Annotated in this window: 20 protein-coding genes and 1 tRNA gene; 16 read left to right on the forward strand and 5 right to left on the reverse strand. The window is 73.4% G+C overall.

Features of this window, described 5'->3' with window-relative positions:
• The first annotated feature begins 253 nt into the window (after window positions 1–253).
• Complete coding sequence (topA, locus tag CHB94_RS06445) at window positions 254–3,112, forward strand: type I DNA topoisomerase (protein WP_254920439.1); 2,859 nt, start codon at window positions 254–256, stop codon at window positions 3,110–3,112.
• Window positions 3,113–3,130: 18 nt separating this feature from the next.
• On the opposite strand, the gene CHB94_RS06450 is transcribed toward topA, so the two are convergent.
• Window positions 3,131–3,499 (reverse strand): VOC family protein, encoded by a 369-nt coding sequence (locus CHB94_RS06450; RefSeq protein WP_089335755.1) that lies wholly within the window; start codon window positions 3,497–3,499, stop codon window positions 3,131–3,133.
• A 17-nt stretch (window positions 3,500–3,516) separates the two neighbouring features.
• Complete coding sequence (locus CHB94_RS06455; RefSeq protein ID WP_254920440.1) at window positions 3,517–4,356, reverse strand: trans-aconitate 2-methyltransferase; 840 nt, start codon at window positions 4,354–4,356, stop codon at window positions 3,517–3,519.
• 274 nt (window positions 4,357–4,630) lie between these two features.
• Between CHB94_RS06455 and tmk the strand changes: the two genes are divergently transcribed.
• The 3 genes from tmk to CHB94_RS06470 all read left to right on the forward strand — a co-directional run bounded on the left by tmk (window position 4,631) and on the right by CHB94_RS06470 (window position 8,203).
• Window positions 4,631–6,859 (forward strand): dTMP kinase, encoded by a 2,229-nt coding sequence (tmk, locus tag CHB94_RS06460; RefSeq protein ID WP_254920441.1) that lies wholly within the window; start codon window positions 4,631–4,633, stop codon window positions 6,857–6,859.
• Window positions 6,856–8,037 carry a DNA polymerase III subunit delta' gene (locus CHB94_RS06465; protein ID WP_089335756.1) on the forward strand — a complete coding sequence of 394 codons (1,182 nt, stop codon included), beginning with the start codon at window positions 6,856–6,858 and terminating at the stop codon, window positions 8,035–8,037. The genes tmk and CHB94_RS06465 overlap by 4 nt, the downstream gene beginning before the upstream one ends.
• 93 nt (window positions 8,038–8,130) lie before the next feature.
• A tRNA-Thr gene (locus CHB94_RS06470) sits at window positions 8,131–8,203 on the forward strand.
• A 103-nt stretch (window positions 8,204–8,306) separates the two neighbouring features.
• Here CHB94_RS06470 and CHB94_RS25035 read toward each other — a convergent pair.
• Window positions 8,307–8,465 (reverse strand): hypothetical protein, encoded by a 159-nt coding sequence (locus tag CHB94_RS25035; protein WP_176445441.1) that lies wholly within the window; start codon window positions 8,463–8,465, stop codon window positions 8,307–8,309.
• A 267-nt stretch (window positions 8,466–8,732) separates the two neighbouring features.
• Window positions 8,733–9,323: an inorganic diphosphatase gene (locus CHB94_RS06480; protein ID WP_438264926.1), complete on the reverse strand. Its 591-nt coding sequence runs from the start codon at window positions 9,321–9,323 to the stop codon at window positions 8,733–8,735.
• 34 nt (window positions 9,324–9,357) lie between these two features.
• Between CHB94_RS06480 and dacB the strand changes: the two genes are divergently transcribed.
• The 10 genes from dacB to CHB94_RS06530 all read left to right on the forward strand — a co-directional run bounded on the left by dacB (window position 9,358) and on the right by CHB94_RS06530 (window position 18,821).
• Window positions 9,358–10,707: a D-alanyl-D-alanine carboxypeptidase/D-alanyl-D-alanine endopeptidase gene (dacB, locus tag CHB94_RS06485; protein WP_254920442.1), complete on the forward strand. Its 1,350-nt coding sequence runs from the start codon at window positions 9,358–9,360 to the stop codon at window positions 10,705–10,707.
• Window positions 10,708–10,825: 118 nt separating this feature from the next.
• The gene (locus CHB94_RS06490; protein WP_089335759.1) at window positions 10,826–11,908 is read left to right on the forward strand and encodes a zinc-dependent metalloprotease; all 1,083 of its coding nucleotides are present in this window, start codon (window positions 10,826–10,828) and stop codon (window positions 11,906–11,908) included.
• A 7-nt stretch (window positions 11,909–11,915) separates the two neighbouring features.
• Window positions 11,916–13,016 (forward strand): tRNA lysidine(34) synthetase TilS, encoded by a 1,101-nt coding sequence (tilS, locus tag CHB94_RS06495; RefSeq protein ID WP_089335760.1) that lies wholly within the window; start codon window positions 11,916–11,918, stop codon window positions 13,014–13,016.
• Window positions 13,013–13,597 carry a hypoxanthine phosphoribosyltransferase gene (gene hpt / locus CHB94_RS06500; protein ID WP_089335761.1) on the forward strand — a complete coding sequence of 195 codons (585 nt, stop codon included), beginning with the start codon at window positions 13,013–13,015 and terminating at the stop codon, window positions 13,595–13,597. Before tilS ends, hpt begins: the two co-directional genes overlap by 4 nt.
• A gap of 379 nt (window positions 13,598–13,976) precedes the next feature.
• A complete protein-coding gene (ftsH, locus tag CHB94_RS06505; RefSeq protein ID WP_089335762.1) occupies window positions 13,977–15,962 on the forward strand; it encodes an ATP-dependent zinc metalloprotease FtsH in 1,986 nt (661 codons plus the stop codon).
• On the forward strand, window positions 15,959–16,576 hold the full coding sequence (gene folE, locus CHB94_RS06510) for a GTP cyclohydrolase I FolE (RefSeq protein WP_089335763.1): 618 nt from the start codon (window positions 15,959–15,961) through the stop codon (window positions 16,574–16,576). Before ftsH ends, folE begins: the two co-directional genes overlap by 4 nt.
• On the forward strand, window positions 16,573–17,421 hold the full coding sequence (folP, locus tag CHB94_RS25610) for a dihydropteroate synthase (RefSeq protein ID WP_254920443.1): 849 nt from the start codon (window positions 16,573–16,575) through the stop codon (window positions 17,419–17,421). Before folE ends, folP begins: the two co-directional genes overlap by 4 nt.
• Window positions 17,414–17,803: a dihydroneopterin aldolase gene (folB, locus tag CHB94_RS25615; protein WP_089335826.1), complete on the forward strand. Its 390-nt coding sequence runs from the start codon at window positions 17,414–17,416 to the stop codon at window positions 17,801–17,803. The genes folP and folB overlap by 8 nt, the downstream gene beginning before the upstream one ends.
• Entirely contained in the window at window positions 17,800–18,303 is a 504-nt protein-coding gene (gene folK, locus CHB94_RS06525; protein WP_089335764.1) for a 2-amino-4-hydroxy-6-hydroxymethyldihydropteridine diphosphokinase, read from the forward strand. The genes folB and folK overlap by 4 nt, the downstream gene beginning before the upstream one ends.
• On the forward strand, window positions 18,300–18,821 hold the full coding sequence (locus CHB94_RS06530; RefSeq protein ID WP_176445442.1) for a DUF3180 domain-containing protein: 522 nt from the start codon (window positions 18,300–18,302) through the stop codon (window positions 18,819–18,821). The genes folK and CHB94_RS06530 overlap by 4 nt, the downstream gene beginning before the upstream one ends.
• A 99-nt stretch (window positions 18,822–18,920) precedes the next feature.
• Here the strand turns inward: CHB94_RS06530 and CHB94_RS06535 are convergent, their stop codons facing one another.
• Window positions 18,921–20,114, reverse strand: coding sequence for an ABC transporter ATP-binding protein (locus CHB94_RS06535; RefSeq protein ID WP_089335765.1), 1,194 nt, complete (start codon window positions 20,112–20,114; stop codon window positions 18,921–18,923).
• A gap of 26 nt (window positions 20,115–20,140) precedes the next feature.
• Here CHB94_RS06535 and CHB94_RS06540 point away from each other — a divergent pair, with 26 nt between their 5' ends.
• Window positions 20,141–20,836, forward strand: a complete 696-nt coding sequence (locus CHB94_RS06540) for an ABC transporter permease (RefSeq protein WP_089335766.1) — start codon at window positions 20,141–20,143, stop codon at window positions 20,834–20,836.
• A complete protein-coding gene (locus CHB94_RS06545; RefSeq protein ID WP_089335767.1) occupies window positions 20,833–21,567 on the forward strand; it encodes an ABC transporter permease in 735 nt (244 codons plus the stop codon). The genes CHB94_RS06540 and CHB94_RS06545 overlap by 4 nt, the downstream gene beginning before the upstream one ends.
• The last annotated feature ends 92 nt before the right edge of the window (window positions 21,568–21,659 follow it).

Below are 21,659 nucleotides of genomic sequence, written 5' to 3' on the forward strand. Positions count from 1 at the left end.
TCACGGAGCCGGTCCTCGGTAGGGGGAACACGAGCCGGCCCACACTGTTGATGTCGGTGACGGCACGCCCACGGTGGGTCGCCCTCGGCGCCATGTCCGGTGCGTGGCTTACCGTGGCCCGCCGAGGGGGCGTCTCGCGGCGGCGCCCGCCGGAGTCGGGGAGTCCGCCCACCCACGGGCCGACGAACCCGGCACCGATCCCGGCCGCCCGCGCCGCACCCGGCACCACCACAGCACCACCGACAGGAGCACCGTGCCCACGAAGACCAGCCAGACCGGAAGCGAGAGCATGGACGCGGTCGCCGGCGGGACGAAGGCGCCCACGCGCCGGCGGACCCCTGCGGCCGGGGGCAAGCCGCTGGTCATCGTGGAGTCCCCGACGAAGGCGAACAAGATCGCCGGATATCTCGGCAGCGGTTACGTCGTCGAGGCCAGCGTCGGCCACATCCGCGACCTGCCCCGCAATGCCGCCGACGTCCCCGCCGAGCACAAGGGCGCCTCGTGGGCGCGCCTGGGTGTCGACGTCGACAACTCCTTCGAGCCGCTCTACGTGGTCAGCCCCGACCGCAAGCAGCAGGTCAGCCGGCTCAAGCAGCTGGTCAAGCAGGCCAGCGAGGTCTACCTCGCGACAGATGAGGACCGCGAGGGCGAGGCGATCGCCTGGCACCTGGTCGACACCCTCAAGCCCCGCGTCCCGGTCCACCGGATGGTCTTCCACGAGATCACTCCCGAGGCGATCGCCCGCGCCGTGGCCAACCCCCGCGAGCTCGACACCGCCCTGGTCGACGCCCAGGAGACCCGCCGGATCCTCGACCGTCTCTACGGCTACGAGGTCTCGCCGGTGCTCTGGAAGAAGGTGCTGCCCAAGCTGTCGGCCGGCCGGGTGCAGTCCGTCGCCACCCGGATCGTCGTCGAGCGCGAGCGGGAGCGGATGGCCTTCCACGCCGCCGACTACTGGTCGCTCGAGGGCACCTTCGCCGTCCCGACGCCCGCAGCCGCCACCGACGAGGGCGAGCCCACGACGGTCCGCGCCCGGCTGGTCAGCGTCGACGACAGCCGGGTGGCCACCGGGCGGGACTTCGACCCGGCGACCGGCCGGGTCAGCGGGGACGTCGTCCATCTCGACGAGGCCGGTGCCCGCGGCCTGGCCGCGCGGCTGGAAGGCCGCCAGGTGAGCGTCAGCAGGGTCGACGAGAAGCCCTACCGGCGCCGTCCCTACGCGCCCTTCACCACCTCCACGCTGCAGATGGAGGCCGGCCGGAAGCTCGGCTGGTCCTCGGCGCAGGCCATGCGGGTGGCGCAGCGGCTGTACGAGAACGGCCACATCACCTACATGCGCACCGACTCGACGAACCTGTCCGACGAGGCGATCAACGCCGCCCGTCAGCAGGCCCGTGAGCTGTACGGCGACGCCTACGTGCCCGCCGAGGCCCGTCGCTACAAGAGCAAGGCCAAGGGCGCGCAGGAGGCGCACGAGGCGATCCGTCCCGCCGGTGACAGCTTCCGCACGCCCGGGCAGCTGGCCGCACAGCTCGCCCGTGACGAGTTCCGGCTCTACGAGCTGATCTGGAAGCGCACCGTCGCCTCGCAGATGGCCGACGCCGTCGGGCAGACCGTCAGCATCCGGCTGGCCGGGCGCAGCGCCACCGACGAGAGGGTCGAGTTCACCGCCAGCGGCCGCACGATCACGTTCCCGGGCTTCCTGAAGGCCTACGTCGAGTCGCAGGACGACAGCGCCCCGGCCAACGGCGACGACGAGCCCGGCAGCGACGACGCCGAGCGGCGGCTGCCCCGCCTGGAGCGCGGCCAGCAGCTCGACACCCGTGAACTGGACGCCAAGGGCCACACCACGAGCCCGCCGGCGCGGTACACCGAGCCCAGCCTGGTCGCCCGCCTGGAGGAGCTGGGGATCGGCCGCCCGTCGACCTACGCGTCGATCATGCAGACCATCCAGGACCGCGGGTACGTGTGGAAGAAGGGCAACTCCCTGGTGCCCTCGTTCATCGCGTTCGCCGTGGTGAACCTGCTCGAGCAGCACTTCGGCCAGCTCGTCGACTACGACTTCACCGCCTCCCTGGAGGAGGAACTCGACGAGATCGCCGGCGGCAACCTCCAGCGGGTCGACTGGCTCACCGAGTTCTACTTCGGCGGCGAAGGACGGCACGCAGGGGGGATCGCCGAGTCCGGTGGCCTGAAGTCCGTCGTCGGGCAGCGGCTGGAGGAGATCGACGCCCGAGGCGTGAACTCGATCCCGCTGCGGGCCACCAGCCCGGACGGGAAGCCCGTCGTCGCCCGGGTGGGCCGCTACGGGCCCTACCTGCAGGCCGGCGGTGAGGACGGCGCCCGGGTCAGCATCCCCGAGGACCTGGCGCCCGACGAGCTGACCAGCGAGAAGGTGACCGAGCTGCTGGAGGCGCCCTCCGGCGACCGCGAGCTGGGCACCGACCCGCAGTCCGGGCATCCGATCGTGGTCAAGGCCGGACGCTACGGCCCGTACGTGACGACCGTCGTCCCCGAGGGCAGCAAGGAAGCGCCGCGCACGGCCAGCCTCTTCGCCTCCATGACGCCGGAGACCCTCACCTTCGAGGAGGCCCTGAAGCTGCTGACCCTGCCGCGCACCGTCGGGGTGGCACCGGACGGTGAGGAGATCCAGGCGCTCAACGGGCGCTACGGGCCCTACATCAAGAAGGGCACCGACTCCCGTTCGCTGGACAGCGAGGAGAAGCTGTTCACCGTCACCCTCGACGAGGCGCTGGCGATCTTCGCCCAGCCCAAGCAGCGGGGCCGACGGGCCGCGGCGGCGCCGCTCAAGGAGCTCGGGGTCGACCCGGTCACCCAGGGGCAGGTCACCGTCCGCGAGGGACGCTTCGGCCCCTACGTCACCGACGGCGAGACCAACGCCAGCCTGCGCAAGGGTGACGATGTCGAGTCGATCACGATCGAGCGCGCTGCCGAACTGCTCGCCGACCGCCGCGCGCGTGGTCCGGTGACGAAGAAGAAGGCCACCAAGAAGGCCGCCGCCAAGAAGACCACCGCGAAGAAGGCGGCCACCACCAAGGCGGGGGCCAAGAAGGCGGCGAAGAAGAGCGCGACGCCGGTCGCTGCAGGCTGAAGAAGGACCCCGTCCCCCTCACCCCTCGCAAGCTCGGGGCGAGCCTCCGGACGGGGCCTTGGGCGGGTCGGCGACGTAGAGCCGCCGGTGGCCGGGGAAGTGCGGGTCCCACTCGACGTCGTGCCCGGCCGCCTCGCAGGCAGCGGCCAGCGCGTCCAGGTCCGTGGTGAGCAGCCCCGGATGCGCCTTGCGGGCCGGCCGGAAGTCCGCGTCCACGCCGCAGTGGATCTCCGCGCCGCCCGAGCGGAACCACGCCCCACCCCGCGCCGCCAGGGCCGCCGGCTTCGCCACCTCGGTCATGCCGAGCACGCCGGCGTAGAACGCGCGCAGGGCGTCCTCGCTGCCGGCGGGACAGGCCACCTGGACGTGGTGCAGAGCGGTGAGCACTGGAGGACCTCCGGAGATCAGGACGGACGGGTGCCGACGGCGAAGACCCGCCGGAAGGGCAGGACGGTCGTGCCGTCGGGGCGCGGGGGATAGGCCTCCCGCAGCGCTTCGGCGTACTCGGCGGTGAACCGCCCGGCGTCCTCCTCCGGGAGCAGCGCCAGCACCGGCCGCAGCACCGTGCTGCGCACCCAGGCCAGGACGGGGTCCGTGCCGGTCAGCACGTGCAGGTACGTGGTCTCCCAGGCGTCGGCGGACAGACCCGCCTCGGTGAGGACATCGAGGTACCCCGCGGGCTCCAGGACGGCGTCCGGGCGCGGCGCGGCATCGGCCAGCCGGTCGGCCCACCGGGGTGACCGGCACAGGTCGGCCAGCAGCGCGTGCGTCGGCGCCCGGAAGTTTCCCGGCACCTGGACGGCGATCCACCCGCCGGCCGGCAGCCATCCGGCCCAGCGGTCCAGCAGGCGGTGATGATCGGGCACCCAGTGCAGGACGGCGTTGCTGACCACGACGTCCACCGGCCCCGGGGGAGTCCAGTCGCGGACGTCGGCGAGCGTGAACCGGACACGGTCGGCAGGGGCCTGGGCCGACGCGGCGGCGATCATCTCGGGGGAGGAGTCGACCCCGGTCACCCGCGCGCCGGGCCACCGCCTGGCCAGGGAGGCGGTGAGGCTGCCCTCGCCGCAGCCGAGGTCGACGACCGTCGCAGGCGCATCGGCCCCCACCCGGGCCACCAGCTCGGCGAACGGCCTGGCGCGCTCCCCGGCGAAGCGCAGGTAGCGCGCGGGATCCCACGCGGCCGACGGCGTTCCACCGGAATACCCCATGGTGTCTTCGGCGCTCGGTCCCTGTTCGGTCATCGGCCCGACCCTAGACATGCCTCGGTCACCTCCCGGTGCGACCGTCGTCCCGGTTCGCTCCTCCGGGCGGAAACCTGCCGGAATCGACTGCCCGCCCCGGTACCGTGAGCCTGCCCAGGGGACATCGCGCACCCATCCTCCGACGCCGGGAGCTCCGATTCCGTCCGACCCGACGCCGCCGGCGCCGTCGCCCGACGATGCGGTCGACGCGCGGACGAGCCTGCCGGCCGACGGTCTGCCGCCCGCCGGCACGCCGGTGCCGCCGCGAGCCGCGGTGCCGTTGACCGAGCTCGACCCGGGCGCGCCCGCCGGCCCCGGGAAGGAGCCGGCGGACGAGGGCCACGCCGGTGAGGGCGCGCATCCCGACGTCCTCGGCGCGGTGGGCCTGGTCGCCAAGCTGCGCGCCGTGCTCCGGGTCAAGGACTTCCGCAAGCTCTGGCTGTCGATGTCCCTGTCGAGCTTCGGTGACTGGCTGGGCCTGCTCGCGATCACCGCCACCGCGACCTCGCTGGTCGAGGGGTTCGCCGCCGCCAACTTCGCGCTCGGCGGCGTGCTGCTGTTCCGGCTCCTGCCCGCGATCGTGCTGGGGCCGCTCGCCGGTGCTTTCGCCGACCGGTTCGACCGGCGCAAGACCATGGTGATCACCGACGTCATGCGGTTCGGCCTGTTCGCGTCGATCCCGATCGTCGACAACCTGGTCTGGCTGTTCGTCGCCCAGTTCCTCATCGAGGCCATCAGCCTGTTCTGGATCCCGGCCAAGGACGCCGCCGTCCCGAACATGCTGCGCAAGGACCAGCTCGAGACGGCCAACCAGCTCTCACTGGTCACCACCTATGGGCTCACGCCGGTGCTCGCGGCGCTCGTGTTCGCCGTCCTGACCACGGCCGGGCACCAGATCTCGCGCCTGCTGCCGACGGTCGACGAGGTCGACCTGGCGCTCTACGTGAACGCACTGACCTTCCTCGTTGCCGCGGTGGTCATCTGGAACCTGCCGTCGATCAGCGGCCGCCGCGCGGCCGGGACGTCCGCCCCGCGGGAGAGCTTCTTCGGCTCCCTCAGGCACGGCTTCTCCTTCGCCGGGCACACCCCGCTGGTCCGCGGGCTGGTCGTCGGCATCACCGGCGCGATGGCCGCCGCCGGCGTGATCATCGCGACCGGGCAGGCCTTCGCGAACGCCCTCGGCGGCGGTGAGGCCGCGTACGGGCTGCTCTTCGGCGCGGTCTTCATCGGTCTGGGTCTGGGCATCGCCCTGGGCCCGAGCATCGCGCGTGACCTCGCCCGCGAGCGGATCTTCGGGGTCGCCATCGTCGGAGCCGGCGCCATGGTGCTGCTCATGTCCTGGACGTTCGCGCTCTGGATCGCCCTGCTGCTCGTCGTCCTCATGGGCTTCTTCGCCGGCATCGCCTACCTGGCTGGGTTCACGCTGCTGGGCACCGAGATCGAGGACGAGATCCGCGGCCGGACGTTCGCGATCGTCCAGTCGCTGATCCGGGCCGCGCTGATCCTGTCGTTGGCCGTGGTGCCGTTCGGGGTCGGCCTCATCGGCCGGCACTCCGTGGACCTCGGCCCGGTCACGATCCCCGTCACCGGCGAGCGCATCATGCTGTTCGTCGCGGGTCTGCTGGCGATCGGCGTGGGCGTCCTGGCCTACCGGCAGATGGACGACGGCCGGCCCGTCCCGCTGCTGGCCGACGTCGTCACCGCGCTCCGGCGCGACACCACCGCGCGCCGTCGGCTGGCCGGTGGCGGGGTGCTCATCGCCTTCGAGGGCGGTGAGGGCGCCGGCAAGTCCACCCAGGTGCGGCGGCTGCAGGAGTGGCTGACCAGCGAGGGGCTGGTCGCCCGGGCCACCTTCGAGCCGGGCGCCACGCCCTCGGGTGCCGGTATCCGGTCGATCGTGCTGGACCGTGCGCACACGGGGATCGCGCCGCGCTCGGAGGCGCTGTTGTACGCGGCCGACCGGGCCCAGCACGTCCACGACGTCCTCCGCCCTGCCCTCGACGCCGGCGAGGTGGTGATCACCGACCGGTTCGTCGACAGCTCGCTGGCCTACCAGGGGGCGGGCCGGACGATCCCGCTGGACGACGTCCGCATGCTGTCGCGCTGGGCGACCGGAGGCGTTCAGCCGGATCTCACGATCCTGCTGGACCTGCCGCCGGAGGTCGGGCTGGCCCGCGCGCGCGGGCGGGCGGTCGCCGACCGGCTCGAGTCGGAGTCGCTGGAGTTCCACCAACGGGTCCGCCAGACGTTCCGGGCGCTGGCAGAGGCCGAACCGGACCGCTACCTGGTCCTCGACGCCCGCGAGTCCCCGGAGGCGATCGCCGCGCACATCCGGGTGCGTGTCGCCGAGCTGCTCTCCGGGCTGCCCTTGCAGCAGCTGGCCCAGACCAGCGCCCCGGAGCCGCGGGCCGACGGATCGTCGGTGTCGCACGACGACCTCGCGGCGTCGGTCCCGCACCACCCGCACGCCCAGACCGGCCCGACCCCCCAGCTGCACCCGTGAGCGCAGGCGAAGGCGTCTGGTCGCAGGTCATCGGCCAGGAGGCGGTCGTCGCCGAGCTGCGGGCGGCCGTGGCCGACCCGGCCGCGATGACCCATGCCTGGCTGTTCACCGGGCCGCCGGGCTCGGGCCGGTCGGTGGCCGCCCGGGCGTTCGCTGCGGCCCTGCAGTGCCCGGACGGCGGCGACGGCACCTGTCACGCCTGCCGCACGGTGCTGGCCGGCACGCATGCCGACGTGCAGACCGTCGTTCCCGAGGGGCTGTCGATCGGGGTCGCCGAGGTCCGCCAGATCGTGCGGATCGCCGGCCGGGCGCCGTCCCAGGGGCGTTGGCAGGTGGTCCTCGTGGAGGACGCCGATCGGATGACCGAGCAGGCGTCGAACACCGTGCTCAAGATGCTCGAGGAACCGCCGTCCCGGACGGTGTTCCTCCTGTGCGCCCCGAGCCTGCACCCCGACGACGTGCCGGTGACCATCCGCTCGCGGTGCCGGGTCGTCGGCCTGCGCACCCCGCCGATCGATGCGGTGGCCGAGGTGCTGGTCCGCCGGGACGGCGTGGACCCGGCGCTGGCCGCGTGGTCGGCGGCGGCCGCGGCCGGTCACGTGGGGCGGGCCCGCCGGCTGGCCCGGGACGAGGCCGCCCGGATGGCCCGCAAGGCCGTCCTCGACGTCCCGCTGAAGCTCGTGTCGCTGGCCGCCTGTCTCGACGCCGCCGACGACCTGGTCGGTGCGGCGCAGGAGGAGGCGGACGAGGCGTCGGCCGCCCTCGACGGCGCCGAGACCGAGGCGGTGAAGGCCAGCCTCGGCGTGGGCGCGCGCGGGCCCGGGGTGGCGGCCGCCAGCCGGGGCGCCGGACAGCTCAAGGAGCTGGAGAAGCGCCAGAAGTCACGGGCCACCCGCCTCGGTCGCGACTCCCTCGACCGGGCGCTGGTCGACCTGGCAGGCCTCTACCGCGACGCCCTGGTGCTGGACGCGCTGTCGTCGGACGCGGCCGCCCAACCTCCGCAGCTGCTGCACCCCGACCGCCGCGCCGACGCCGCCGAGCTCGGCCGCCGGATCGGCGCCGAGGGCGCGCTGCGCCGGATCGACGCCGTTCTGGCCTGCCGGCTCGCGCTGGAGCAGAACGTCAAGCCGAGGATCGCGCTGGAGGCGCTGACCGTCGCCCTGCGTCTCCCGGCCTGAAGAAGGACCCTCCTGCCCCCCACCGCTCGCAGGCTCGCGGCGGGACCCTGCGCGGGACGCGGGCGGCGGTGTCGTAGGCTGTTCGGGCAGTCCGCCGCCTTAGCTCAGTCGGTAGAGCATCTCACTCGTAATGAGAAGGTCGTCGGTTCGATTCCGACAGGCGGCTCGCCCCGATCAGCGGCTTCGCCCTCCCGGGCGGGACCGCTGCGTCGTCTCCGGCGTCATGTCGACGCATCCGCCGGCGCAGCTCCCGTGGATCACCGGACCCGTCAGCCCTCGGTCGGTGCATCTTCCTCGGGCTCGAACGTGCTGCCGCCGTCCCCCGAGAGGCCGATCTCCGCGCCGGGGGCGCCATCGAGCTCCGGGGAGCCGTCGTCGGGCTGGTCGTTCTCGTCGTCCGGGACCGGGCTGTCCGGTGTCGTCGTCATGGCGCGCTCCTCGGCGAGTCGCTGCATTGGCGAACGAGGACCTACCCACGACGGCGGGGTCGGCTCACCTGACCTGGCGGTCGCCGGGAGCACCCTCGCGAGCGGCGTCGTCCGTGACCGGTGCGGCCCGGCGGGGTGCTGCCCGGAGGTACTCGGACACGACGCCGAGGACGAGGACGGTCGCGGGGAGGCAGAACGGCGGCACGCTTCAGGGAGGCGTGCCGCCGTCGGTGCGCTCGGCGACCTGGAGGGCCAGGAGGAACCCGGTCAGTGGTGAGGTGCCGCGTTCTTGGCGCGCTCGAGCGAGGCGAGGATCTCCTTCTCGGCTTCCTCTTGGCCGACCCACTCGGCGCCCTCGACCGACTTGCCCGGCTCGAGGTCCTTGTAGGTCTCGAAGAAGTGCTGGATCTCCAACCGGTCGAACTCCGACACGTCGCTGATGTCCGTGAGGTGCGACATGCGCGGGTCGGTCGCCGGAACGGTGAGGACCTTGTCGTCCCCACCGGCCTCGTCGGTCATGCGGAACATGCCGATGGCCCGGCAGGTGATCAGGCACCCGGGGAAGGTCGGCTCCTCGAGCAGGACCAGGGCGTCGAGCGGATCGCCGTCCTGGCCGAGGGTGTTCTCGATGTAGCCGTAGTCCGCCGGATAGCGGGTGGAAGTGAACAGCATCCGGTCCAAGCGGATGCGTCCGGTGGCGTGGTCCAGCTCGTACTTGTTCCGCTGGCCCTTCGGGATTTCTACCGTCACGTCGAACTGCACCCGCATAGTCTGGCCCACGGTGGCCTCGCGCGTTCCGCGGAGGTCACTTTTTTGGGGGGTGGGCGCCATCGCGTCGAGTGGTTCGACGATCGTCACGGCGAAGACCGGACGCTTCCGTCGGCGTGTCGCCATGGGCGTCATCGGCCTCGTCCTCCTGCTCATCGGTGGCATCGTCGGCGTCGGCCTGCTCTTCACCGGTGGCGGTGGGGACGGCGCCACCGAGGCGGTCGCCATCGCCGATGCGGAGCTGCCCGACCTCGACGACGCCTCCCCGGTCCTCGCCTCGCTGGCCACCGACGCGTCGGCCCCGGATCCCGCCGTCCTCAGCAGCCGGCTGACCCCGCTGCTCTCCGCCCCGGGCCTGGGCACGGGCGTCTCGGCCGAGGTCGTCGACGTCGCCAGCGGCGAGGTCCTGCTCGACCTGGACGCCGGCGATCCCGCCATCCCCGCGTCGACGGCGAAGCTGCTGACCGCCGCGGCCGCACTGGTCGCGCTCGACCCGACCGACACCCTGACGACGACGGTCGTCGCCGGCGCCACCCCTGGCGAGGTCGTCCTCGTCGGCGGCGGGGACCCGACCCTCTCCCGTACCTCCCCGTCACAGACCTACCCGGGTGCCGCCACCATGGCCGACCTCGCCGCCCAGGTCGTCGCCGCGCTGCCGGCCGGGACGCCCATCACCCGCGTCGTCGTCGACAACTCGCTTTTCAGCGGCGCCCTCACCGCGCCGGGGTGGGGCGCCGGTGACGCCCCGTCCACCTACGCCGCGCCGGTGACCGCCGCCGCAGTCGACGGCGCGCGCGTCAGCCCCGGCTCCCAAACGCGCAGTGGCCAGCCCGGGATCGATGCCGGATCGGCGCTCGCCGACGCCCTCGGCGCACCCGGAGCCGCGGTGGTCCTCGCGGACGCACCGGCCGGCGCGAGGACCCTCGCCACCGTCGAGTCCGCCCCGATCGGCCGGTTGGTCGAGCAGACCCTGTCGATGTCGGACAACATGCTGGCCGAGGCCCTGGCCCGCCACGTCGCGATCGCCACCGACCGTCCGGCGACCTTCGAGGGCGCGGCGCAGGCGGTGACCCGGACGCTGGCGGACGCGGGCATCGACGTCACCGGCGTGGCGCTGTCCGACGGCAGCGGCCTCTCCCAGGCCGACCGGGTCCCGGCCGGGGTGCTGACCGACGTGGTGAGCGGCGCCGCGGACGGCAGCCTGGAGGGCGCCTCGGCGCTGCTGTCCGGGCTCCCGGTCGCCGGCTACGACGGCACGCTCTTCGACCGCGGCGACGCCGGCGCCGCGCCCGGGACGGTCCGCGCCAAGACCGGCACGCTGCTCGGGGTGCACGCTCTCGCGGGAACCGTCGTCACCGTCGACGAGCGGCTGCTGGCCTTCGCCGTCATCGCGGACGGCTCGAGCGGCGAGGCCGCGGCCGAGAACGCCCTGGACGACGTGGCGGCGGCCCTGGCCGGCTGCGGTTGCGGCTGAGAGAGCACCCTCCTGCCCCCCATCGGTGAGGACCCCGTCCTCCCCACCCTTCGCACGCTCAGGGCGGAACCCGGACGGGGCCACGGCGGGCCCCTGCAGGAGGGCCTACCGTGAGGCGATGAGCAGCGCCTCTTCGATGGTCGACTGGGACCTCGCCGGACGCACGGCCCGCAAGCTGATCAATGCGGGACCCTCGACCACCCGGGAGGAGGCCGCCGGCGTCGTCCGGGAACTGCACGAGGCCGCGGCGGTCGCCGTCGCGCACGTCGAGAAGCTGACCGGGCTGCGTCCCGTCCCCGGCGGGCCGGTGCCGGAGGTCGCCGTCGTGGACCGACCAGGCTGGGTCGACGCCAACGCCGGCGGGATGGCGGCCCTGCTCGACCCGCTGGTGGAGGCGCTCGCCGCGAAGCAGGACAGCCGGCCCGGGGTGATCGCCACGGCCATCGGCTCCCGTGCCACCGGTATCCAGGCAGGGGGCATCCTGGCGTTCCTGTCCTCGCGGGTCCTGGGCCAGTACGAGGTGTTCGGCACCGGCGGACGGCTGCTCCTGGTCGCGCCCAACATCGTCGCGACCGAGCGGAAGCTCGGCGTCGACCCGTCGGACTTCCGGCTGTGGGTGTGCCTGCACGAGGTGACCCACCAACTGCAGTTCACCGCGGTGCCGTGGCTCAAGGGCCACCTCGAGGCCGAGATCGCCCGGTTCGTCGAGGCCACCGACCTCACTGCCGACGCGCTGCGCGAGCGGCTCCAGGACGTCCTTCGCAGCCTCGGCGACGCCGTCCGCGGCGGCGACACGGAATCCGAGGGCCTCCTCGCACTGGTGCGCGACCCCGAGCAGCGGGCCGTCCTCGACCGGGTCACCGCGGTGATGAGCCTGGTGGAGGGGCACGCCGAGTACGTGATGGACGGCGTGGGCCCCGACGTCGTCCCGTCGGTGAAGACGCTGCGCAAGCGGTTCGCCCAGCGGCGCAAGGGCCGCGGGCCGCTGGACCGCGTCCTGCGCCGACTGCTGGGGCTGGAGCAGAAGATGAAGCAGTACGCCGAGGGCCGGGTCTTCGTCGGCGGTGTGGTCGACCTGGTCGGCATGGACGGGTTCAACCGGGTCTGGGAGGGCCCGGCGAACCTGCCGCGGATCGACGAGCTCACCGCGCCGGAACGCTGGGTCGAGCGGGTGCACGGCCGTCCGGCCATCCTCGCCTGACCGTTCGGTGCCCGGTCCCGCCCCGGCGGTCGCGCAGCTGCGCGGCGCCGTCCGCCCCGCCCTGACGGCCTCCGCCCAGCCGGTGCTCGTCGCCTGCAGCGGGGGAGCGGACTCCCTCGCCCTCGCTGCCGCCGTCGCCTTCGAGGCCCCGCGGGCCGGCGTGCCGGCCGGGGCCGTGACCGTCGACCACGGCCTCCAGCCGGGGTCCGCGGAGCGGGCGGCGGCCACCGCCACGCTGCTGCGCGACCTCGGGCTCGGACCCGTCACCGTCGTCGGGGTGGACGTGGGTGCGGCCGGCGGCCCCGAGGGCGCGGCCCGCGCCGCCCGCTACGACGCGTTGACCGCCGTGGCGGTGGAGCAGGGCGCCCGCGTCGCGCTCGGGCACACGCTCGACGACCAGGCCGAGACGGTGCTGCTCGGTCTCGGCCGTGGGTCCGGTCCCCGCTCGGTCGCCGGGATGATCGAGCACCGGGCGGCCGGGGGAGTGACCTGGTGGCGCCCGCTGCTCGGCGTCCGGCGGGAGACCACCCGGGCCGCCTGTGCGGCCCTGGAGCTGCCGGTGTGGGACGACCCGTGGAACGACGATCCCGCCTACACCCGCGTCCGGCTGCGGGCGGAGGTGCTGCCGCTGCTCGAGGAGGTCCTCGGCGGCGGGGTGGCCCCGGCGCTGGCCCGGACCGCCGCGTTGCTGCGCGACGACCTCGACGCGCTCGACACGCTGGCCGCCGGTCACCTCGCCGGCCTGTCGGACGCCGACGGGCTCCCGGCCGATCGGCTCGTCGTCCTGCCCACGGCCCTGCGCCGCCGGGTGCTGCGCGGCTGGCTGCGTGCCGCTGGGGTCCCGGACCTGCAGGCGGTGCACCTGGCGGCCGTCGACGCGCTCCTGGTCCGCTGGCGGGGGCAGGGGCGGGTCGACCTACCCGGCGGAGCAGGCGTCGTCCGGACGTCTGGCAGGCTGGCCCTGCGGGCCCCGGACCACCCGGCCGGCCGTCCCGACGACACACCCCCGGACTTCGAGGAGCCTTCAGTGAGCGAGCGTGCGAGCTCACCAGTGAGCACGGCAGCCCCGCGGATGCGACCGACGAGCGCCAGCGAGGAGAGCGCGTGAGCAACGCCGTCAGCGCTCCCGGGGCGCTCGGTCCCGATCACGGCTACGGCCCGGACATCGACCACGTCCTGCTGAGCGAGGAGCAGATCCGGGACAAGATCGCCGAGCTCGCCGCGCAGGTCACCGCCGACTACGCCGGCAAGGAGGTCCTGCTCGTCGGGGTCCTCAAGGGCGCGGTGCTGTTCATGAGCGACTTCGCCCGAGCGCTGCAGATCCCGACGCAGATGGAGTTCATGGCCGTCTCGTCCTACGGCTCGGCGACCAGCTCCTCCGGCGTGGTGCGCATCCTCAAGGACCTCGACCGGGACATCACCGGCAAGCACGTGCTCGTGCTCGAGGACATCATCGACTCCGGGCTCACCCTGTCCTGGCTGCTGAAGAACCTGGGCGGCCGGTCCCCGGCCTCGCTCGAGGTGTGCGCCCTGCTGCGCAAGCCCGACGCCGTGAAGGTGGAGGTCCCGGTGAAGTACATCGGGTTCGACATCCCCAACGAGTTCGTCATCGGTTACGGCCTGGACTACGCCGAGCGCTACCGGGACCTGCCCTACATCGGGACGCTGAAGCCCGAGGTCTATCAGTAGTTCTTGTCGGCCCTCCGGGCCGACACCGCCGCCAGGAGGCGTTCCCCTGGTGCGCCGAGCCGCTGCTCGGCACGCCTCGGGGAGCCTCCGGCCCCCGCTCGGTGCGCCGATCTCGCGGAGCGGCGAGCCTCGGTGCCGCGACCCCGCCACGTCCCCACTTCTGAGCCGCGGTTCCTGGCCCGTCGTCGGCGACCCTCCGGGCCCCACTCCTCCGGGCCATCCCAGCTCACGTCCGGCTGATGCACAGGTTGTCCGGTGTACCGTCGATCGTGACGACGCTGCTCCCGGCGCCGGGGTCCTCGCCCGGATCGCACGCGGCGTCCCCGGACGATCAGGAGGGTCGACGGGCAGCCGGTAACCCGGCGCCCGGCATCGGTGTATGGAACGTAAGAAGATCTTCCGCTCCGTGTGGTTCTGGGTCGTTCTCGTCGTCCTGGTCGCCCTCACGTTCTCGTCCCTGTTCAGCGGGAACGGCGGCTACCAGGAGGTCCCGACCTCGGTGGCGCTCGCCCAGTTCGAGGACGGCAACGTCGAATCCGTCACGATCAACGACAAGGAACAGACCCTCGACCTCGAGGTCCGGGACGAGGTCGAGGGCAGCGACAAGATCAGCGCGTCCTACCCCCTCGGTGCGGCCGACGACGTCTACGACCTGGTCACCGGCCAGGGCGAGGCGGACGCCGTCCAGTTCGACACCAACGTCACCCAGCAGAGCCTCCTGGTCAGCCTGCTGGTCAGCTTCCTGCCGTTCCTGATCCTCCTGCTGCTGCTGTTCTGGCTCTTCAACTCCATGCAGGGCGGCGGCCGCGGCGTCATGGCCTTCGGCAAGTCCAAGGCCAAGCAGGTCACCAAGGACACCCCGAAGACGACGTTCGCCGACGTCGCCGGTGCCGACGAGGCCATCGAGGAACTGCACGAGATCAAGGACTTCCTGCAGAACCCGGTCAAGTTCCAGGCCGTCGGCGCCAAGATTCCCAAGGGCGTGCTGCTGTTCGGCCCGCCCGGGACCGGCAAGACGCTGCTGGCCCGCGCGGTGGCCGGGGAGGCCGGGGTGCCGTTCTTCTCGATCTCCGGCTCCGACTTCGTCGAGATGTTCGTCGGCGTCGGCGCCAGCCGGGTCCGCGACCTGTTCGAGCAGGCCAAGACCAACGCCCCGGCGATCATCTTCGTCGACGAGATCGACGCCGTCGGCCGGCACCGCGGCGCCGGCATGGGCGGCGGCCACGACGAGCGCGAGCAGACGCTGAACCAGATGCTCGTCGAGATGGACGGCTTCGACGTCAAGGGCGGGGTCATCATGATCGCCGCCACCAACCGGCCGGACATCCTCGACCCCGCGCTGCTTCGCCCCGGTCGGTTCGACCGGCAGATCGCCGTCGACCGCCCCGACCTGCTCGGCCGCAAGGCGATCCTCTCGGTCCACGCCAAGGGCAAGCCGCTCGCGCCCGATGTCGACCTGGAGACCGTGGCCCGCCGGACCCCCGGCTTCACCGGTGCAGACCTCGCCAACGTGCTGAACGAGGCAGCGCTGCTCACCGCCCGCACCAACGGGTCGCTGGTCACCGACGAGACCCTCGAGGAGGCGATCGACCGCGTCATCGCCGGCCCTGAGCGCAAGACGCGGGCGATGAGCGAGAAGGAGAAGAAGGTGACCGCCTACCACGAGGGCGGGCACGCTCTCGTGGCGCACGCGCTGCCCAATCTCGACCCGGTGCACAAGGTCACGATCCTGCCGCGCGGCCGCTCGCTCGGGCACACGCTCGTGCTGCCGACCGAGGACAAGTACACCCAGACCCGCTCGGAGATGATCGACACCCTCGCCTACGCCCTCGGCGGCCGCGCGGCCGAGGAGCTGGTCTTCCACGAGCCGACCACCGGCGCCGGAAACGACATCGAGAAGGCCACGTCGATGGCGCGATCGATGGTGACCCAGTACGGGATGAGCGCCAAGCTCGGCGCGGTCAAGTACGGCAGCACGGACGCCGAGCCGTTCTTGGGCCGCGACATGGGCTCGCGCCCCGACTACTCCGAGGCCGTGGCCGCCGACATCGACGCGGAGATCCGTGCGCTGATCGAGGCCGCGCACGACGAGGCCTGGGAGATCCTGGTCGAGTACCGGCACGTCCTCGACCAGCTGGTCCTCGAGCTGATGGAGAAGGAGACCCTCTCCAAGGAGGACATGGCCCGCATCTGCGCGCCGGTCACCAAGCGTCCCTCGCTCGCCCCCTACAACGGGTTCGGCAAGCGGACACCGTCGGACCAGCCGCCGGTGCTCACGCCGGCCGAGCTCGCCGCGCAGAACGGCGGTGCGGCGAACGGGCACGCCGCTCCGGTGGGCGACGTGGGGGCGCCCGCTCAGCGATGAGTGAGATCCCGGCCGAGCCGGAGGACCAGCTTCTGGCGCCGCTTGGCGGAGTCGACGAGGCGCGGGCGGCCGCTGCGGTGCGCGAGCTGCTCCTGGCGGTCGGGGAGGACCCCGACCGGCCGGGGCTGCAGGGCACTCCCGAACGGGTCGCGCGGGCCTACGCGGAGACCTTCGCCGGGCTCTGGCAGGACCCCTACGAGATCCTCGCGACGACCTTCGACGAGGACCACGACGAGCTCGTCCTGGTCAAGGACATCCCGATGTACTCCACCTGCGAGCACCACCTGGTGCCCTTCCACGGCCAGGCGCACATCGGGTACATCCCGGGCGCCGACGGGCGGGTGACCGGGCTGTCCAAGCTCGCCCGACTGGTCGAGGTCTACGCCCGTCGCCCTCAGGTGCAGGAGCGGATGACCCGTCAGATCGCCGAGTCGCTCTACGAGGTGCTCAAGCCGCAGGGCGTCATCGTCGTCATCGAGGCCGAGCACCTCTGCATGGCCATGCGGGGCATCCGCAAGCCCGGCTCCACGACCGTGACGTCGGCCGTGCGCGGGATCTTCCGCGACAACCCGGCGACCCGGAGCGAGGCGATGAGCCTCGTGCTGGGCAGGTGACCCCGCTCCCGCGCCCGGGCCGCTGCGTGGTCATGGGCGTCCTGAACGTCACCCCGGACTCCTTCTCCGACGGCGGCTGCTTCGCCGACACCGCCTCGGCCGTCGCGCACGGCCTGGCGATGCACGCCGCGGGCGCGGACTACGTCGACGTCGGGGGCGAGTCCACGCGTCCCGGCGCCGACCGGGTCGACGCCGAGGAGGAATGCCGTCGGGTCCTCCCGGTCATCCGCGAGCTGACCGCCGCAGGCGTGCGCACCAGCGTGGACACGACCCGGGCCGAGGTGGCCGAGGCGTCCATCGCCGCCGGCGCGACGCTGATCAACGACGTCAGCGGAGGGCTCGCCGATGACGGCATGGCCAAGCTGGTCGCCACGACCGGCATCCCGTGGGTGCTCATGCACTGGCGCGGCCACAGCCGGGAGATGTACGCGGCCGCGCGGTACGGCGACGTGGTCACCGAGGTCTGTGCCGAGCTCATGGCCCGCGTGGAGGACGTCGTCGCCGCCGGCGTCGCCCCGGAGCAGCTCGTGCTCGACCCGGGTCTCGGGTTCGCGAAGAACGCCGACCACAACTGGGCCCTCCTGGCGGGGCTCGACCGGCTGGTCGGCCTCGGTCTGCCGGTGCTGGTCGGCGCCTCGCGCAAGTCGTTCCTGGGCCGCCTGCTGTCGGGCACCGACGGGGCACCGCGCCCGGCGGAGGGCCGCGACGCCGCGACGCTGGCCACCACCGTGCTCGCCGCGGAGGCCGGGGCGTGGGGCGTGCGCGTGCACGACGCGGCCGCCTCGGTCGACGCCGTCCGCACCGTCGAGGCCGTCCGTAGTGCACGGGGAGCCGGCCGTGGCTGACCGATCGCCCACCCGCCCGACCCCGGACCGCATCGTGCTCAGGGGACTCCGGGCGCAGGGACACCACGGCGTCTATGCCTTCGAGCGCGAGCGGGGGCAGGTGTTCGGCTGCGACGCCGTCCTGGAGCTCGACACCTCGGCGGCGGCCGCCGGCGACGACCTCCGCAAGACGGTGAACTACGCCGACCTGGCCCGCGAGCTCTACGCCGTCCTGGCCGGTGAGCCGGTGAACCTGCTCGAGGCCCTGGCCCAGCGCCTCGCCGACGTCTGCCTGGCCCACGCGATGGTCGACGCCGTCGAGATCACCGTGCACAAGCCCCAGGCCGAACTCGGGGTCCCTTTCGACGACGTCACCGTCAGCATCCGTCGGGAGCGCGCATGACGCGCGCGGTCCTCTCGCTCGGCGCCAACGTCGGGGACCGGGCCGGCGCGCTGCGCGCCGCGATCACCGCGCTCAAGGACGACGGCCTGGTCGCCCGCTCCACCCTGTACGAGACGCCGCCCTGGGGGCCGGTCGAGCAGCCGCCCTACCTCAACGCCGTCGTCGTGGTCCGGGGGCCGCGGGACGCGCGGGGCTGGCTGGCACGGGCCGCGGAGCTGGAGCAGGCCGCCGGCCGTACCCGCGAGGTCCGGTTCGGGCCGCGCACCCTCGACGTGGACGTCATCGTCGTCACCGGGGACGACGGCGCGCCGGTGATCTCCCACGATCCGCAGCTCACGCTGCCCCACCCGCGAGCGCACGAGCGGGCCTTCGTGCTGGTGCCGTGGCTGACCCTGGATCCCGGCGCGGTCCTTCCCGGGCACGGACGGGTGGCCGATCTCGTCGCCGCACTCCCGCCCGAGGACGTCGCCGCGGTCGTCCGCTGGGACCACCTGCATTGAGTCCCGTCCGTCGTCGCGACCTGGGGATCCTCGCGGTCGGCTTCGCACTGGCCGCGTGGCTGCTCGTCCGCGCCCTGTACGGCGAGCTGCCGCCCCTCGACTGGTGGCTGCCGGCGCCGCTGGCGGTCCTCGCCGTCGCCGAGGCGTTGGGCGCCCGGACGCTGAAGGCCCGGCTGGACGGGCTGCGCGAGGCCCGCACCCGCCCGGGGGCGGCGGCCGCCACCTCCCGCGACGTCCCCGTCCGACCGGTGGAGCCGATGCTGGTCGCCCGCCTCGCCGTCCTGGCCCAGGCCAGCGCCTACGTCGGTGCCGTCTTCGCCGGCGTGTGGACCGGCGTGCTCGCCCACGTGGGGCCGGCCGTCGGCCGCCTCCAGGCCGCCGGCGGTGACACGGTGGCCGCGCTGATCGGCATCGTGAGCTCTGCGGGCCTCGTGGTCGCGGCGCTGTGGCTGGAGTCCGCGTGCCGGGTGCCGCCGAGCTCGACCGACGACGATCCGCACCTGGGCGTCTCGGCCTGACGAGGGTCGTGGACCCGGCGCGGCGCCGAGGACGTGGGCGGCGGCTCGGTGGTACCGGGGCACGGCTTCGGGCCGCGGTGTCGTCCGGAGGACGACAGATCACACGGCGCCGGCGGTCTCCGGCACCCTGCCCTCCACCGAGCGGCGCAGGGCGGAGTGCAACGACTCCGGGGTGAGGACGCCGAGGAAGCGGTCGTCGTCGAGGACGGCGACCCAGCCGGCCTCCAGCTGCAGCATCGTGGCGAAGGCGGTCTTGAGCGAGGCGTTCTTCGGGACCCAGGCCTCCATGCGCCGGGCCGCAGTGCCGACGGCGCCCGGCCCGGTGGCGCGGTCGGCCGACAGCCACCCGTGCAGACGGCCGGCGTCGTCCAGGACGACCGCCCAGCGGGCACCGGTCCGCTCCAACGCGGCCCGGGCGTCGGCCAGGCGGTCGGCCACCTGCACCACCGGGGGCTGCTCGAGGTCGGCCGCGTCGATGCCGGTGACGGCCAGCCGCTTGAGCCCGCGGTCGGCACCCACGAAGTCGGCCACGAAGTCGTTCGCCGGACGGCCGAGCAGCTCCGCCGGGGTGGCGTACTGCTCCACGTGGCCGCCCTGGCTCATCACGGCGATCCGGTCGCCGATGCGCACGGCCTCCTCGATGTCGTGGGTGACGAACACGATGGTCTTGCGAACGGTCTCCTGCAGCCGCAGGAACTCCGTCTGCAGGCGCTCGCGCACGACCGGGTCGACGGCGGAGAACGGCTCGTCGACCAGGAGCACGGCGGGGTCGGCCGCCAGTGCCCTGGCGACGCCGGCCCGCTGGCGTTGCCCGCCGGAGAGCTGGGCGGGGTAGCGGTCGCCGTGCGCCGCCGGGTCGAGCCCCACGGTGACCAGGAGCTCGTCCACCCGGTCCCGGATCCGCTGCCGGTCCCAGCCGAGCAGGCGGGGGACGGTGCCGACGTTCGCGCGCACCGTCTGGTGCGGGAAGAGCCCGATGCTCTGGATCACGTATCCGATCCGCCGGCGCAGCTGCTCGGGCTCGACCCGTGTCACGTCCTCTCCGTCGATGAGGACGCGGCCGGTGGTCGGCTCGATGAGCCGATTTATCATCTTCATCGTCGTCGTCTTGCCGCACCCGGAGGGCCCGACCAGCACCGTGAGCTCGCCGGCGGCGAACGTGAGGTCCAGCTCGGCGACGCCCACCGTGCCGTCGGCGAAGACCTTGCTGACCCCCTCCAGCCGGATCTCGGCGGCGCGGGAGGCCCCGGCGGGCGAGCTCGCCCGCCGGGGAGCCTGAGCAGTAGCGTCCACGGGGTGGCCTTCCTGGAGAGCGCCCGGTGAGCGCGGGACCGGGCCGGGCGCTCGCGCTGGACGAGGCGCCGAACCCCTGGTTCGACGGTTCCTACGTGGCCGACAACTGGGACACCATTGTGGGCTACCTCGGTGAGCACGTCCGGCTCACGGTCGGTGCCGTCGCGATCGGCGCGGCGATCGCGCTGCCGCTGGCGCTCCTCGGCCGCCGCAGCCGGTTGCTCAGCGGGGCGCTGCTGGGCCTGTCGACGATGGTCTACACCATCCCGTCGCTGGCGATGTTCGCCTTCGTCTTCCCGTTCACCGGGCTCTCGGCGACCACGGTGCTGATCGGCCTGACCGCGTACTCGCTGGTCATCCTCGTCCGCAACTTCCTCGTCGGGCTGCAGAGCGTGCCCGACGACGTCCGGGAGGCGGCCCGCGGCATGGGGTACGGCGCGGCTCGGCAGTTCTGCCAGATCGACCTGCCGCTCGCGCTACCCACGTTCATGGCCGGTCTCCGGATCGCCACCGTCTCCACCGTCGCGCTCACCACGGTGGGTGTGCTGGTGGGCCACGGCGGGCTCGGGCAGCTGATCTACGGGGGCTTCAACGCCAACTTCTACCGGGCCGAGATCGTCACGGGCTCGGTCGCGTGCGTGCTGCTCGCCCTCGTGGCCGACGTGCTGCTCGCCGGCGTCCAGCGGCTGCTCACCCCCTGGGCTCGGGCGGTGCGGTCGTGACCGGGTTCGCCGACGCGCTGGTCTACCTCAACGACCCGCTGAACTGGACGCGGCGGGACGGCATCCTCGACCTGCTCGGTGAGCACCTGGCCATCTCCGCCGTCGCCGTGCTCGCGGCCCTCGTCCTCGCCGTCCCGCTCGGCGTCGCCCTGGCGAGCTCGGGGCGGGGGAGCGGCGCGGTCGTGGTCCTGTCCAACGTGAGCCGCGCCGTCCCGACCCTGGCACTGCTCACCCTGTTCGCGGTCACCCCGATCGGGTTCGGCAACCGGGCCACGACGATCGCGCTCGCGGTCTTCGCCTTCCCGCCGATCCTGACCAACACCTACGTCGGGTTCCGCGGCGTCGACCCCGACGTCCGGGAGGCGGCCGTCGGCATGGGGATGAGCCGGTGGCAGGTGGTGCGGCGGGTGGAGTTCCCGCTGGCGCTGCCGCTGGTGATGACCGGGCTCCGGACGGCGGCCGTGCAGGTGGTGGCGACGACGGGGCTGGCGGCGCTGGTGGGCGGTGGCGGTCTCGGCCGGATCGTGAACCTCGGCTTCGGCCAGCAGGACTACGGCCAGATCATCGCCGGGGCGATCCTCATCGCGGCGCTCGCGCTGCTCAGCGAGCTGGCCCTGGTCATCCTGTCCTCGGCGGCCTCTCCCGGCCCGGGACGGTCACCCCTGGCGCGGTTCCGGCAGCGCACCGCGGTGGGCCGTCCCGAGCCGACGGCGGCCGGCGTGCCCCTCTGATCCGTCGCCGACCTGCCCGCCCGGCGCGCGGGGCACCGATTGCATCGCGCGCAACGGGGCGGTTCGATGGGCCCGCGGGAGGTCTCCCGCCA

This window comes from Blastococcus mobilis (assembly GCF_900188025.1).
Taxonomy (GTDB): domain Bacteria; phylum Actinomycetota; class Actinomycetes; order Mycobacteriales; family Geodermatophilaceae; genus Blastococcus_B; species Blastococcus_B mobilis.